Origin of the sequence: Rufibacter sediminis (genome assembly GCF_014269285.1) — a bacterium.
GTDB lineage: Bacteria > Bacteroidota > Bacteroidia > Cytophagales > Hymenobacteraceae > Nibribacter > Nibribacter sediminis.
This window is the reverse complement of the sequence record NZ_JACOAF010000031.1, coordinates 1-14,762: the sequence shown is the minus strand read 5'-3', so window position 1 is coordinate 14,762 and position 14,762 is coordinate 1. Positions and strand designations below refer to the sequence as shown.

Below are 14,762 nucleotides of genomic sequence, written 5' to 3'. Positions count from 1 at the left end.
GCGCTTTTCAGGTTTACCAGACGTACGTGCCTACCGCACCCGCCGCCAACGTAGCCGAAACCGCTTTGCCTTTATGCCGGATGTGGAATGTTTCACTGGCCTCGCCGTTGTTCAGCACGATGACCACGCGCTCGCCCTTCGGAGTTTTGAAAGCGACGTTCGGCAGGTTGGTTGGAATATTGGAAGCAATCCGCACGGAGCCCGGACGCACAAACTTTGACGCGTGCGCGATGATGTAATAAGCCGGGTTCCGGATCACCTTGTCGCCATCGATGGTCAGGGCACCCAGGCACTCGGTGCAACCGCCGGGCGTGTGGGGTTTCTGCTGCGGATCGGCGGCCAGGTTCCATTCCAGCACGTTGCGGGACCAGTTGCGCGGTGCCCCGATGATCAGTTCGCGCACGTGCCATTTCAGGTCGCCGGGGAACTTGCCGGGCGCGCCAATCCACTGCTCGGTGAAGTACACGTTTTTATCGGGGTGGGCATTGTGCACCTCAGACATCGCCTCAATCTTACCGCCGTACAGGTGGAACGCCGAGCCGTCAATGTATTTCTTCGCCTCCGGATCGTTCAGAATAGAGATCGGGTAATCCGGACGGTCCAGGTTGTGGTCGTAGAGGATGATCTTGGTTTTTACGTTCGCTTTCTGAAAAGCAGGCCCTAAATGGTTCTTCACGAACACCGCCTGATCAGGCGCGAGCATGAGCAGACTGGGGTTGTTGCCCGGGTGCAGCGGCTCGTTTTGCACCGTGATGGCATCAATGGTAATGCCTTCTTTCTGCATTTCCTGCACGTATTTCACGAAGTACTTGGCGTAGGCATCGTACCACTCCGGCTTCAGGGAACCGCCTTTGGAGTTGTTGTTCGTCTTCATCCAGGTGGGCGGCGACCACGGCGAGCCCAGAATCATGATCTTGGGGTTAATGGCCAGAATCTCCTTCAAAACGGGAAGCAGGAACTCGCGGTCCGGCGCCAGGCTGAACTTCTCCAGGTTAGGGTCGGTCTGGCCCTCCGGTAGGTCATTGTAGGAGAATACCTTCTCATCCAGGTCAGACGCGCCGATGCTCACGCGCAGGTAACTCACGCCAATGTTGTTTCCGTCCGTCGCGAAGAGTTCTTTCAGGATGGCCGCCCGCGCGGCTGGTGTCATTTTGTGCAGGTGGTACGCGCTGCCGCCGGTCAAAGTGTAGCCAAACCCATCCATGGTCTGGAACGTCTGCTGGTCATCAATGTCAATCACGGAGGTAGCCGAAGCCGCCGCATCTGTGAACGTCAGGGGCTGCGTTTGTTTCTGGAAAAGCGCTGATTTGTCAGGGGTGGTCAGCCAAAGATCGGCCTCATTTTTAGAGAAAAGGCTTTTGTTAGAGGTACAGCTTACCGCACCGCTTAGGCATAGCCCACCGATGAGTAGAGTGTGCACCCACTGTTTTTTGAGGGAATGAATCATGAATTTGAAATAAAAAGAGTCTAACCTCTAAGAAGCTACTTGATTGAGCAGCTCCTAGGAAGAGGAAGAAGTTCACAAACTTAGATAATTCTGTTTAGCGGCCGTTTTACCAAAAACAGCCGCTAAACAGTGAATTGGTTTACCAAACGTAGGTACCCACTGCACCGCCTCTCAAGGTTGAAGAGACAATCTGACCACGGTATCTAATGTTGAAGGTCTGGTCTGCTCCGGTTTCATTCTGCACCAGTAATACCTTTTTGCCCTCTGAGTTCTTGAAGGCTACGTGTTGCAGAGTATTGAACACCTCTGTGTTCTGTGCATTTAGGAGCGTGGTTTTCACCCGCACCGAGCCCGGACGCACAAACTTGGACGCGTGCGCGATGGTGTAGTAGGCTACGTTACGGGTCACATTGTTCCCGTTCACCGTTACGGCTGGTAGACAGGTGTTACAACCTCCATCGGTGTATGGCCGGTTGTTGGCATCGGCGGTCAGGTTCCACTCCAAGGCGTTCCTGCTCCAGTTGCGCATAGAGCCAATGATTACGTTGGTCATGTGCCATTTGAGGTTGGAGGCAAAGTCCCCGTCGTTGGCCCCCACCCATTGCTCGGTGAAGTACACGTTCTTGTCTGGGTGCGCATTGTGCACCGTGGTCATAGCTGCAATGTTTCCGGCGTACAGGTGAAAAGCCGACCCGTCCACGTATTGCTTCGCCGCCGGGTCATTCATAATGCTGATGGGGTAATCCACATGGTCTAGGTTGTGGTCGTACAGGATGATTTTGGTAGCCAGATTCGCGGCCCTTAACGCCGGCCCAATGTTGTTCTTCACAAAATCCGCCTGGTCTTGCGCCGACATGTACATGCTGGGGTTGTTACCGTCATGCAGAGGCTCATTCTGAATGGTGATGGCGTCAATGGTGATACCAGCCGCTTTCATGTCCTGGATGTAGTTCACTAAATACTCGGCGTAGTCATCATAGTACTCAGCCCTCAACGAACCACCTTTGGGGCTGTTGTTGGTTTTCATCCAGGCCGGGGCCGACCACGGCGAGGCCAGGAGCTTGATAGCCGGGTTGATGGCCAGAATCTCCTTGAGCACCGGAATGTAATAGGCCTGGTCAGGTGCCAGGCTAAACGCGGTGCCCATCACATCTTGATACGAATACACTGTAGGGCTTAGGTCAGAGGCACCCACGTTCAGGCGCAGGTAACTCACGCCAATGGTGTTTTCCTCGCTGTCATCCGCGAACAACTCTTTCAGCAAATCGGCCCGGCTGGTTGAGGCCATCTGGTTGAGCACGTAGGCGCTGCCGGTGGTTAAGGTGTACCCAAAGCCGTCCACAGTCTGGTAGGTCTGCGTGGTGTCAAGGTCAATGGTGAGGTTGTTATTGGTCTCGGTTTTGAAGTTGAGCGCCACGCCTTGCTTCTTAAACTGCACAGACCTGTCTGGGTTAGTTAACCAGAACGCTACTTGGCTAGGACCAGACACCACGGGTGGCGGTGGCGGGGCAGGCGCTGGGTCAGACTTCTCGCCGCAGCCGCTCAGCCAACCGCCTAATATTGCCAGGCTTAAAAATTTAGCTACTTTGTTTGAAAAAGGTACTCGCATAATTCCTTAGGTATTTGGCGACTTCATCAGAAAGGCTCTTTCCAGAAGCCGCAGTTTCAATTTTTACTCCTCCTACATCTGCCGCAAAACCAGCCGCTCTCCTCCACAGACCGAGAAAGGCAATAAGTCTCTCCCCGTTTTTGCCTTCGTTTCACGAAACCAGGCCAGAAACAGGAACTTCATTCCCTACACTAAAAAAGTCGGGTACCCGGTGTATCACCTTAGGCACCCGACTTCATGTTATTGTTTCACGAAGGAATATTCAGCGGTTTTGTAATCATTGGCCACCGTGATAGTTGCCTTGTAAGTACCTGCCTGGGTAATGCCTTTGTAGTTAGCCCCTTTGTGGGTCATGGTGCCGCTCAACGCAGTACTGTTAGTACCAAATTCCACATCCCAAGGCGAGTTGAACTTCATCTCATAGTTCGCTTGCAGCGCATGAGTGCCCTCAAAGATGTACGGATGCTTGTAAGTCATGACAAACTCATCACGCGTATCCCAATTGCTCCAGTGGAATAGCTTCATGTTGTAGTACTTCCAGGTAAGTTTGTTTGTATCAAAATCCAGATTGATCTGGTAGGCTTGGTCACGGCTTACGGCAATGGCCCCGTTACCGGTCGCAAAGTTCACCGTTGCTGTCACGGCATCTGCATTGGGAGAGGTAGTCTCCCCTATTTTAGCTGATGTGGTGAAAGCAGTACCAGAACCGTCTCTCTTTGAATTAAGGGTATAGGTTTTGCCGCTCTCCAGTGCCAGGAACACATTTGACTTGAAGACGCCCCCATCTGCGCTAAATTCAGCTACCACCGTATTGCCTTGCAACAAGAATAGGTTATCAGGCATGGAAGCAGGCCGGTTGGTTTTCACCAAAGAATAGGTGTACTGGTCGCCAGACAGGTTTAAGGTAACCACATGTTTGCCTGTGGCGGTGACCGGAATGTTTTCAAATTCCTTTCCTTCAGCGGCCGCCTGAGACTCTTGCACCAATTGATTGGTAGTGCCTTTTACTCGTTTCATCACCATGTCCCAGCCACTGTTGGCCCTAAAAATGAAATCTTCTGCTTTTTCAATACTAAGCGTGGCCGACCAAATGCCATTCCCTTTGTATTCTAGGGGCTCCTCTCCGCTCCAACCGGCCGCAAAAGCGCCGCCTATGACCGCCCATTTATCAATTTTAGTGAAGCTGTAGGTGTTGTTGCTCAGGTTAACCGTTACACGGTAGGTACCAGCACCAGGTGCGGCAATGGGCGTTCCTTTTTTACGCAAGGTCCCATTGCCAGCGCCTCCGAATACGATTGAGTTGGCGTTCGGCTGGCTGTAGAACTGGAAAGTGCCGCCGTCAGTAAACCTGGTGTAGGCTTCAAATACATTAGTTAGTTTGCCATTGCTGTCTTTGCGCGGGCGCATCATGATGGCTTGGTTCACGTCTGTTCCTTTCTCAGTGGCTGAGCCAGAAATGTACAGGGTGGTGGTTTCATTTTGGAAGCGCTTTAAAGAAAGTAGCTTGCCGGTAGAAATCATCTCTTTGCTCAGTGACTGCGCCACTACTCCCCATTTTAAAGAGACGGTGGTATTGGCGTCATAACCTGCCAAAGACAAGGCTTGGTCTATTTGAGCCGCTGTAGGCTCAATGAATGTATTTTTACCACCATTCCCGGTAGCCATGCTTAAGATAGGCGTGCTAAAATCTGCATTGGCGGCAGAGTCTATCACAAACTTATAGGTTACGCCATAGTTCTTGCTAGACACGGCAGGGCTCCACTCAAAACGGGTAGCGGCGTTTGGCGCGCTTTGGTCTAACGTAACGGTGGCATTCTCTGCCGGACCAGCCAGCACCGGAGCACTCAGCTCCCAGTTCCCGATGGGTTCAATGTTATCTTGCTCCTCGCAGGCACCTACCACAAACAGTAGGGCCAGAAGCTTAAAGAATATATTTAGTTTTTTCATGATGACGATTTTTTGGAATTGCGTTCTTTTGGAGAATCAGCTGGATACACCTGTCTTCCCAGTTCCACCGAAAACTCAACTGAGGCTGGTTGTTTCGGGGCTGCATTTGTAAAAACAGCCCCGAAACGAAAACGGGTTAAATATTAGTCGTGCTGACTTGCGTCTGAAGGCTTAGTTATAGCCTGGGGTTTGCACCAACTGCGGATTCCGGTTAATCTCTGACTGCGGAATTGGAAGGAACAGTTCATGCGTTGCCACATTATAGTCCTTTTTGGTATTGGTGCGCAGGTCTATCTCGTTGAGGTTGTTCATTGTTTCAACAGCTACCCCGTAGCGGCGCAAATCATCCCAACGGTGTCCTTCCTGAGCCAGCTCCAGACGGCGCTCCTTCAGGATAGCCATTCGCATCTCCTCTTTATTGGCAGAGGTATTTGGCCCCAAATTCACTCTTCTGCGCACGGTGTTCAACACGGTTCTAGCTTCTTCCAGGCGGTTGAGCTCATTCAAAGCTTCGGCTTTCAGGAGCATGATGTCTCCTAACCGGAAGATGTACTGGCGGTTAGTACTGGCCCAGCCGTTTGCGCTTTTCCAACGGTACGCAAACGGTACGCTACCTCCGGTGCTCACTGACCAGAACTCATCTGACCAAGGTGCGTTCTCAAAGAGAATAGTTGTGTTTTTTCTGACATTATCACCTTCAGAGTCATAGGCATTTACCAAATTACGAGATGGTGTCATGAATTTGCGCCAGGTATCACCACTCAAAGAAGGAGGTAGCAGCATCTGTGGTCCCCAGTTGGCTTCATTGCCGCCAATAAACTGGATTTCCATGATAGACTCGGCGTTGTTATAGTGTGTGCCATCAAACAAATGGTTGAAGTTGGGGAGCAACTCGTATCCGGCAGGGCTGTTGATTACCGCGTCTGCGTATTGCAGCACTTTGGTATAATCACGGTCAGGACGTTGCGCCCAGGCTTTGGCCAGAAGCGCATTGGCAGCCCCACGGGTAGCACGGGCTTTGTTCACGTTGGCTTCTCCGCCGTAGGTATCTGGCAAGCGATTATCCAAGGCAAAAGTCAAATCTGCCACAATCTGGTTGTAGACTTCTATCTCCGTAGCGCGAGGCTTCTGGGTAACGGCAGGGTCAAGCGAGGTCACTGGCTCCAATACCAACGGCACGCCGCCCCATAGTTTCACCAGTTGGAAGTAATGGTACGCGCGCAGGAAAGACGCTTCGCCCAGAATCTGTGCCTTGCGGGTTTCTGACAGCTGCGGGTCTGTGATTAACGGAACCTTCTGTAGTACCACGTTCGCTTTCGCGATGGCATTGTAGATTTGGCTCCAGTTGTTCCAAAGACGGCTGTTGGTTGGTGTAATAGCAATGTTATCTACCGCGAAAATCTCCGCATTATCGCCCCCGGCATAGTAGTTATCAGAGAGAATCTCGCTGAACACCAGGTTATCCCAGATGTAGTATTCTGCCTGGAAAGATTCATACACACCTACCAAGGCCGCCTCTGCATCTGTGGCAGATTTATAGGCGTTTTCTGTGGTCGCTTCTGAAATGGGCTCCAGTTCCAGAAACTCATCACAAGCGGGGGCTCCCATTAAGAGAGCGCCTGCTAAAGTATAAATGGCTATTTTATTCAGTTTCATGACTTACTAGATTAGAAGGAAAGGTTCAGACCTAAGATTAAGTTGCGGGTCTGCGGATAGGTACCAAAGTCAATGCCTTGGGCACGGTTGCTTCCGCCGAAGGCGTTCACCTCTGGATCAAAGCCTGAATAGTCTGTAATAGTGAAGAGGTTCTCACCGGTAGCGTACACGCGGAGAGAGTTCATCTTGAGTTTAGACAGTAAGGCAGAAGGCAGATTATAGCTAAGCGTAAGGGTTTTCAGACGCACATAAGAACCATCTTCCACAAAACGGGTGGAGATACGGGAGTTGTCTGTGCTGGCCCAAACCGCTCTAGGGATATCAGTCACATCACCTGGGTTTCTCCAACGATTCAACACCGCTATTCCCTGGTTTTTAGGGTCTGACATGCCTTCCATCTCAATGCGGGTAGCGTTGAAGATGTCATTGCCTTGCGTGCCTTGCAGGAAGATGCTTAAGCCAAAGTTCTTGTAAGAGAAGGTATTGGTAACGCCGTAAATGAAGTCAGGATTAGGATTTCCAATGACCACGCGGTCATCTGCTGAAGGCGTGAAAGTGCTTTCCCCGTTTCTGTTGATGTAGTAGGCCATACCCGTTGCCGGGTCTACGCCACCCCACTGATAACCATAGAATAGCGCTAATGGAGAACCTTCTCTAGACAAGCTTACATCTCCTCTACCAGCCACTCCGCCGCCATAGAAGTTCTGCCCCAGAATGTTCACTACTTTGTTGCGGTTAAAGGATAAGTTCAGGTCTGTAGCCCAGGTGAAATCACCCACCAGGTTCTGGGAACTGATCAGGAATTCAAGCCCTTTGTTTTGCAGGCTTCCTACGTTGGCATCGCCGCCGTTGAAACCGGTTGATCTGGGTACTTCAATGGGTAACAGCAGGTCAGTGGTTTTCTTCAGGTAAGCGTCAATGGTAACGGCAATACGGGAGTTTAGGAAAGCCAAATCCAGACCTACGTTTGTCTGCTCAGATGCTTCCCAACCTAATTGGTTGTTCCCGATGGAAGAGGGATAACTACCTGGCTGGGCGGTGCCGCCAATTGGATAGTTAGCTCCGTACCCTACGCGTGGCAAATAAGCATAGGCTCCTAAGCCGGTATCATTTCCAACCAATCCCCAACCAACCCGCAGTTTTACATCATTTAACGCGTTGGTTTTAGGGAAGAACGCTTCTTCAGAGATTCTCCAACCCACGGAAGCCGATGGGAAATAGCCCCAACGTACCTCAGGGCCGAACACAGAAGAAGCATCTGCCCTGAAATTGGCGGTCAATAGATATTTGCTGGCAAAGTCATAGGTAACCCGGCTAATGAATGAGGTGTTGGTTCTCTCAGATTTGTTTGCGTCTGCTACCTGAATCACTGCTCCGGCTCCGGGCGTTGTCACCGCGGTACCAGAAAACTCTGTGCGTTCAATGTTGTTGTTTTCCCATCTGAATTTTTGCTGCACAGAACCCACCATGGCGCTAAAATTGTGCTGACCCAACGTTTTAGTGTAAGAAAGGGTGTTGTCCAGAATCCAGTAGTTGGTCAGGTTGGTGCTGTTGCGGCTTATGCCTTTTCTGGCGCGGCCGTAGCTGGTTCTGAATGGGTCCAGAAAGTAGTCATTGATGGCACTGATGTAATCAATCCCTAAGCTGGCGCGGTACTTTAACTCAGGAAGCAGTTTCACCTCTCCGTATACATTTCCTAAAAGGCGCTGATTTCTGTAGTTTCTATCAGAACCGTCTGTGCTGGAGATAGGGTTTTCCCAATCCTGAAAAGGGTTGCTGGTGAAGGTTCCGTTGGGGTTATACACGCCAATCAATGGCGGCGTAGACAACACGCCCAAAATAACCCCGCCTTGGTTTACAGACTGGTTATCTGCGACGTCTACGTCATGGTAACGGGTGTAGCCCATGTTGGTACCAATCGTTAACCATTTAGAAAGCTTCTGCTCTAGATTCACTTTGAAGCTGGCGCGGTCCATGGTGGAGCTGCGTACGGCACCATTTTGTTTCATCCAACCACCCGAAATATAGTAGTTGGTATTTTCTGTTTTGCCAGAAACGGCCAACTGGTAGTTCAAAGAACTTCCGTTCTGGAAAACTTCTTTCTGCCAGTCGGTATTTTCAGTGTAACGGCTCCAGTTTGTGTTCTGGCCTAGTTCGGTCATCAGGTCACGGTACTGCTCCGCATTCAAAACATCCAATGTATTCCAAACCTGCGAAACTCCGGTGTAGGTGCTGAATTCAAAGGTTGGTTTCTCGGTTCTACCGCGTTTGGTGGTAATCAACACAACCCCGTTAGCACCTTGGGCTCCATAAATAGCGGCCGAAGAAGCGTCTTTTAGAATTGAAATGCTCTCAATATCTGCGGGGTTAATGGAACGGGTATCTGAAGAAGGAACGCCGTCTACCACGTACAAAGGGTCACTGTTGGCGGTGATAGAGCTGGTACCTCTAATACGGATGTTAAATCCCGCCGATGGTTTACCAGAATTGGTTAACACCTGCACCCCAGCCGTTTTTCCCTGAATGAGGTTACCAATCTGGGTGTTAGGGCGGGCATCAAAAGCTTCATTGTCAATCACAGATACAGAGCCTGTGATATCTTCTTTCTCCTGAGTACCATATCCTATGACCACAACTTCCTGCAATGATTTGGTATCTGGCGCCAAGGCAACATTAAGGGTAGACCGGTTTTCAATGGCTACCTCTCTGGTTTGATAACCGATATAAGTCAGCACCAGGGTTCCTGTTCCGTTCGGGACACTTAAGGAGAAACTTCCGTTCACGTCTGTGGACGTGGCGTTGGTAGTACCCATCAGAGAAACGGTAACGCCCGGAAGGCCGGCCCCATTCTCATCTGTCACTTTCCCAGACACTCGAAAACCGTCCTGTGGCATCACCTCTGCGTTGGCTTTAGGCTGAACCTCTGTCACTTTCCTGGAGCGCACGTGAATATTATTATTCACTTGTTTGAACTCCAGATTGGTAGTGGCTCCTACTTTTTCCAGCACCTTGTCCAAGGGTTCGTTTTTCGCCTGAACAGAAACTTTGGCCCGATCAGGCAGCTCATTTTCATCGAAGGTGAATTTGTAGAGCGTGGCAGCCTCTACTTTCCGGAAGAACTCCTGAAGCGTGCCATTGGTGATGGAGAGGGTGATTTTAGTTTTTTGGATAGTGCTCACCGGGGCTTTGCCGGGTGCGGCAAAACCAGATGAGAAGAAAGCCAGGTGCAGCAACAGTACCGCCAAAGCCTTCCAGGACATTCCTTTCAGGACGCCGTAAACGTTTTTTTCCATATCTTGGGAGTGTTTAGTATTTAGTGTTTGAATTGCCTCCTGGAGCTGGATGCGCCAACATCCGGTCTCCGGAGGTAGTTGACAGGTAGGCCACCCAGTGGCTTACCTGTTTAAAGAGCCCGTCATTTTTTCATAGGCTATGGTCTTTTGAAGGTTATCCGAACTTGGTTCTGGTTCATTTCATAAGTAAACTGCTTCACGAAGCTGATGCCTTCCAGTACCTGGGGCAGGCTTTGCTGCCGGTACTCACCGGTATAGCTCCATTCTTCTAAATTGGCTGGTGTCGCTCCGGCTACTTCAATCCGTACGCCGTACCAATTTTCAATTTTATCCACTACTTCTTCTAAGCTGGCTTTCTTGAAATACAGCACGCCGTCTTTCCAACCAAGCACTTCCTGCCTTTCATAAGCAGCCACAGCATGTTGCTGGTTCTTGCGGTTGAACACCAATTGCTGGCCCGGCTCCAGGTTGGCCAGGGTGGCTTCCTCTTTTGCCTCACCTTTGCTGATCTTCACCAAACCGGTAGCCAGTGCCACGGAGATGGCGGTGTCTTTGGGCTGGTATCTGATGTTAAAGGAGGTGCCCAGGGCCTGCGTAGAGATAGCGCCGGATTTCACCACGAAGGGGCGGTTTTTGTCTTTGGCTACCTGGAAGAAAGCCTCGCCCTCCAGCGTGATGTCTCTTCGGTGTTGGGCGAAAGGCACCAGGTACGTCACTTTACTGCCCGGCCGCAGCACCACCGAGGACCCGTCTTCCAGTTGAATGGTTTTCCACTCGCCGGGAGCGGTATGTACGGCCATCATTTTGCCGGCGGCAGACTCCTGTTGGAAGTATTGGCTAGCCACAAACCAGATCAACCCCAGAGGCAGTAAGACAGCGGCCGCCACCTTTGTCCAGTTGCGCCAGGTAGAGGCCGGCAGCGGCAGAACTTTGGTTTCTCTCTGGATACCTGTACTCTCTTCCTGGATGAGCGCTGCTAACTTGCTCCATGTTTTATCTGCGTCATGGGTGGCTGCGGTTTCAGTTTGGCGCTCTCCGGCCTGGGCCCACCACTGTTCCAACTGACGCTCTTGTTCAGGGGTAAGGTTCTGATTCTTAAACCACTCTAATACCGTCTTTACCTCTTCGGGAGTACAGGCTCCATTGTAAAATCGGTTTAGCAGATGTTGATCCATGGGTACTTAGGTAGTTGTGCTTTCCCTTACTACACATGACACCCCGCCAGCACCACTTCCCCGTTGGGATATTTTTAACAAAATCTCATCTTTTTGTTTTTTATATAAATTCATCTACATTTATCATGAGTATTTTAGGTTTTTTTAAACTACATCGGGCAGAGAAATAAGAAGGTGTTGGAAGAGAAAAGTTGTAGCAGCGTGAAAGTCAAGCACTTTGAACCAGAACCCATGCAGGCAAAAGGCACGGAAAGTTTCATGGCAGACATTGAGGCCCTCACCACCGGTGACGTGGCCGCTTTTGAACGCCTGTACCGGGGGCTGGAGCCCAAGCTGTATGCCTTTGCCATGAAACTGGTCCGGAACCGCGAGGATGCGGAGGAAATTGTGCAGGAGGTTTTTATGAAGGTGTGGGAGCGCCGGGCCTTTCTGGACCCAACCCAGAACCTGGACGGGTATCTGTTTACCACCGCCAAAAACCTGGTTTACAACAAAGCCCGGCACCGGGTGTATGAATTCGCGTTCGCCCAGTACCTAGCTGATTATGGGGCCGTTTCTGAAAACTCGACCCAAACCGCCCTGGAGCACCAGGAGTTGGTGCAGCTCTACGAAGAAGTCTGCGCCTCCATGCCGCCCGTCCGGCGCCAGGTCTTTGTGATGAGCCGCGCCCAAGGTCTAAGCACCAGCGAGATCGCCGCGGCTTTAGACACCAGCAACAGCAACATCGAGAACCATATCAACAAGGCCCTGAAGATGCTCCGCGAGAAATTCAAGCGTTATGACATTGTCTATGGGTTCCTGCTGGCTTACGCGTACCTGCTGCGCTAGATTGGGCCTCATTTCCTGAAAACAAGCCATAAACGAGGAAGCCCGTTGGGGTTGGTGCAAAGACCAACTCCAACGGGCTTTAACTATTTAATGGTGTTCTGTTTTGAGGCCGATTTACCAGAAACAGGTGTAAAACGGAAGCTTATCTTCTGGCCGCCTTGCCCTGGCCCAAACCAATCTGGACGCCCAAGGAAGGAACGATGGTGATGCCGGAGAACTCTACCCGCTCTGCTTTCAGCAACTCATAGGTGCCGTACTTCTGGTAGAACATGGAGAGGGCCGGCAACAGGAAAATGCGTCGGGCGCCCACCTTGGCGTTCACAAAAAGACCATACGAAGGAAAGCTTTCCTTTCTGGTGAGGCCTTCTATCTGCACGGCTTTTCCGCCGCCCACTTTTTCGTAGAGCCTGCCCGGAATCAGGCCGTACTCCACAAAGGTATGGTTGTAAGCCAGCCCAAAGGAGATGTTCCCGAATTCCTCATCGGCCCCGAACGAACGGCTGAACACCAGCGGCACCAGCACGTCTCTGCGTTTGGCGGTGAATTCCAGCACCGGGGCCAGTTTGTCCAGGAAAATCTTGGACAAGATATCAGAGCTCTGCCCGGCGTACTGCAGGCCCAGGCTGCCGTACCACCGCTCATTGCTGCTTTTGGACACGCCGGCCACCGGACCCAGGAACTGGTACATGGCATCCAGCACGTGCACCCCCGAGGCATATTTGTAGCCCACGTCTACCCGGGGCACTACCCCGTAGCGCACATAGAAATCAAAGGTGGGCCCCACCGGGTCAAGGGAATACGCGATGGCCGCTTTGGTGGCAGATTTCACAAACCCGTCATAATACACAGAGTCGCGGTTGGCGAGCGCCTCAATGGCATCTTCGGTCACGTCTTTGAGCTGCGAAATGGGCTCAGTGGCCACATTGCCCCCAAAGTTGGCGCCCACTTTGAATTCGCCGTGGGGCGTCACGCGGCCCGAGTGGATCACGGAACGCGGGGCCGAGCAACTCACCAGCAAGGCCAATAATACAAAAGAAAGACTTCGGGCAGAACGGCCGAAACCCAGAACACGACACATACCCATCTTATGGAACCGGAAAGTAAAATGAGGGAAAAGACCTGGAGCGAGAAACGGGATTCGAACCCGCGGCCCTCAGCTTGGGAAGCTGATGCTCTACCAACTGAGCTACTCTCGCTGATAATCGCCTTATCAAAGCAAAGATAACTCCTTTTCGCTTAGACACAAGCCTGAAATCGGCCCGCAGAGCATAGATTTTGCCCTTCTGAGGCTTGTTGAGCAATCCGTATTTAATCTGCCCTCGTATGTGTTATACCACATATCGTTCCTATTGGCACCTACACAAAAACTATGAAAATGAAGACATTATCCCTGATCCGCCAAGGCGGAATCACCTTTGCCGCCGCCTGCCTCTTCCTGGCCAGTTCCTGTGAGAGCAAACGCCCCGTAGAATCCGAGGCAGAAACCTCTGATGCCGCCGCCGTGGACACCGCATCCACCACGCCGCTCACAGACTCCGCCGATATGGTAGCTTCCAGCCTGAAACCTACCGGTCCCAAACCGGCCTGGGCCGATGAGATTACCGGCCCCATGCAAGCCATCACCGACAAACTGGCCAGCTATGGCGCCAAGCCCATTCCGCAGTTAACGGCGAAACAGGCCCGGCAGAACCCCACGCCTACCACGGCCGTGATGGACCTGATGAAAGAGAACAACATTCCCGTGCCGCCTTCCAACGTGGACACCGTCGGCAAGAAGATTCCGGTGAACGGGGGCCAGATCCACGCCCGGGTGTACACGCCCAAAACCGGCAAGGCATCTTACCCGGTCATTGTCTACTACCACGGCGGCGGCTGGGTTATCGCGGATCTGGACACGTATGATGCCTCGGCCAAAGGACTGGCAGAGCAAGCCGATGCCGTCGTGATCTCGGTGGCGTACCGGCAAGCTCCGGAAAACAAATTCCCCACGGCGCACAATGATTCTTTTGCGGCCTATAAATGGGCCCTCAAAAACGCCGCTTCTATAAAAGGCGATCCAAAGAGAGTAGCCGTGGTAGGCGAAAGCGCCGGCGGCAACCTGGCCACTGCCGTGAGCATGATGGCCCGCGACCAGAAAGTACAGATGCCGCTGCACCAGGTGCTGGTGTACCCCATTGCCGGGTACGCGACCAACACAGCGTCTTACCAGAAATACGCGGCCGCCAAGCCCCTGGACAAGCCCATGATGGAGTGGTTCTTCCAACAGTACCTGCGCACACCCGCCGATGGCAAAAACCCCTGGATCAATCTGGTGGCCGCTGACTTGAAGAACTTACCTCCTACCACCATCATCAACGCCCAACTGGACCCACTTCAAGCTGAAGGTGAGCAATTGGCGGAGAAACTGGAGGCGGCCGGCGTCACGGTAAACCACAAACTGTACAACGGCGTCACCCATGAGTTCTTCGGGATGGCAGCGGTGCTGAGCGAGGCGAAGGAAGCCCAGAAATTGGCGGCGGACAATTTGAAAGCTGCGTTTGCGAAGTAAGGGGTTTTAGCCCTGGTTTTCAGAAAACAGCCTTGAAACGCGTGAGTGGTTCAAGGCTGTTTTTTTATGCAATTGTAGTCTGTTGGTGCTGGCGAAGGACTGCTGTTTTCGTGGGTGCAGGAGCGGGGTTGTTGCATGGTATCTCTTCGTGCGCTCACGCCCGCGGGGCCTCGTCTTCCGGGTTCGCGCTGTTGTTTTAGCCTTGGCCAGCAGGCCTGCCGCATGCGCGGCACCAGGTCTAAAACAAAGGCGCTCTCCC

General features: G+C 52.0%; 9 protein-coding genes and 1 tRNA gene. 2 read left to right on the top strand and 8 right to left on the bottom strand.

The window, feature by feature from the left end; translation table 11 throughout:
- Nucleotides 1-13: 13 nt before the first annotated feature.
- The 6 genes from H7U12_RS13815 to H7U12_RS13790 all read right to left on the bottom strand — a co-directional run bounded on the left by H7U12_RS13815 (nt 14) and on the right by H7U12_RS13790 (nt 11,127).
- The gene (locus H7U12_RS13815) at nt 14-1,447 is read right to left on the bottom strand and encodes a glycoside hydrolase family 30 protein (protein WP_186638929.1); all 1,434 of its coding nucleotides are present in this window, start codon (nt 1,445-1,447) and stop codon (nt 14-16) included.
- Between the two features lie 139 nt (nt 1,448-1,586).
- Nucleotides 1,587-3,056: a glycoside hydrolase family 30 protein gene (locus tag H7U12_RS13810; RefSeq protein ID WP_186638927.1), complete on the bottom strand. Its 1,470-nt coding sequence runs from the start codon at nt 3,054-3,056 to the stop codon at nt 1,587-1,589.
- A gap of 240 nt (nt 3,057-3,296) precedes the next feature.
- Nucleotides 3,297-5,003, bottom strand: a complete 1,707-nt coding sequence (locus tag H7U12_RS13805; protein ID WP_186638925.1) for a SusE domain-containing protein — start codon at nt 5,001-5,003, stop codon at nt 3,297-3,299.
- Between the two features lie 171 nt (nt 5,004-5,174).
- On the bottom strand, nt 5,175-6,659 hold the full coding sequence (locus tag H7U12_RS13800; RefSeq protein WP_186638923.1) for a RagB/SusD family nutrient uptake outer membrane protein: 1,485 nt from the start codon (nt 6,657-6,659) through the stop codon (nt 5,175-5,177).
- A gap of 11 nt (nt 6,660-6,670) precedes the next feature.
- Nucleotides 6,671-9,952, bottom strand: a complete 3,282-nt coding sequence (locus tag H7U12_RS13795; RefSeq protein WP_241749370.1) for a TonB-dependent receptor — start codon at nt 9,950-9,952, stop codon at nt 6,671-6,673.
- A 137-nt stretch (nt 9,953-10,089) separates the two neighbouring features.
- Nucleotides 10,090-11,127 carry a FecR family protein gene (locus H7U12_RS13790; protein ID WP_186638921.1) on the bottom strand — a complete coding sequence of 346 codons (1,038 nt, stop codon included), beginning with the start codon at nt 11,125-11,127 and terminating at the stop codon, nt 10,090-10,092.
- A 258-nt stretch (nt 11,128-11,385) separates the two neighbouring features.
- On the opposite strand from H7U12_RS13790, the gene H7U12_RS13785 reads away from it, so the two are divergent.
- Entirely contained in the window at nt 11,386-11,955 is a 570-nt protein-coding gene (locus tag H7U12_RS13785) for an RNA polymerase sigma-70 factor (protein WP_206683928.1), read from the top strand.
- A gap of 142 nt (nt 11,956-12,097) precedes the next feature.
- Here H7U12_RS13785 and H7U12_RS13780 read toward each other — a convergent pair whose 3' ends face one another.
- Both H7U12_RS13780 and H7U12_RS13775 read right to left on the bottom strand, forming a co-directional pair.
- Nucleotides 12,098-13,033 carry a hypothetical protein gene (locus H7U12_RS13780; protein WP_186638917.1) on the bottom strand — a complete coding sequence of 312 codons (936 nt, stop codon included), beginning with the start codon at nt 13,031-13,033 and terminating at the stop codon, nt 12,098-12,100.
- Between the two features lie 42 nt (nt 13,034-13,075).
- Nucleotides 13,076-13,151, bottom strand: a tRNA-Gly gene (locus tag H7U12_RS13775).
- A 179-nt stretch (nt 13,152-13,330) separates the two neighbouring features.
- Between H7U12_RS13775 and H7U12_RS13770 the strand changes: the two genes are divergently transcribed.
- Nucleotides 13,331-14,503: an alpha/beta hydrolase gene (locus tag H7U12_RS13770; RefSeq protein ID WP_186638915.1), complete on the top strand. Its 1,173-nt coding sequence runs from the start codon at nt 13,331-13,333 to the stop codon at nt 14,501-14,503.
- The last annotated feature ends 259 nt before the right edge of the window (nt 14,504-14,762 follow it).

Excerpts from the sequence above, each read along its gene's own strand:
- H7U12_RS13815 (WP_186638929.1), bottom strand. The coding sequence starts at position 1,447 with ATGATTCATTCCCTCAAAAAACAGTGGGTGCACACTCTACTCATCGGT.
- H7U12_RS13810 (WP_186638927.1), bottom strand. The coding sequence starts at position 3,056 with ATGCGAGTACCTTTTTCAAACAAAGTAGCTAAATTTTTAAGCCTGGCA.
- H7U12_RS13805 (WP_186638925.1), bottom strand. The coding sequence starts at position 5,003 with ATGAAAAAACTAAATATATTCTTTAAGCTTCTGGCCCTACTGTTTGTG.
- H7U12_RS13800 (WP_186638923.1), bottom strand. The coding sequence starts at position 6,659 with ATGAAACTGAATAAAATAGCCATTTATACTTTAGCAGGCGCTCTCTTA.
- H7U12_RS13795 (WP_241749370.1), bottom strand. The coding sequence starts at position 9,952 with ATGGAAAAAAACGTTTACGGCGTCCTGAAAGGAATGTCCTGGAAGGCT.
- H7U12_RS13790 (WP_186638921.1), bottom strand. The coding sequence starts at position 11,127 with ATGGATCAACATCTGCTAAACCGATTTTACAATGGAGCCTGTACTCCC.
- H7U12_RS13785 (WP_206683928.1), top strand. The coding sequence starts at position 11,386 with ATGGCAGACATTGAGGCCCTCACCACCGGTGACGTGGCCGCTTTTGAA.
- H7U12_RS13780 (WP_186638917.1), bottom strand. The coding sequence starts at position 13,033 with ATGTGTCGTGTTCTGGGTTTCGGCCGTTCTGCCCGAAGTCTTTCTTTT.
- H7U12_RS13770 (WP_186638915.1), top strand. The coding sequence starts at position 13,331 with ATGAAGACATTATCCCTGATCCGCCAAGGCGGAATCACCTTTGCCGCC.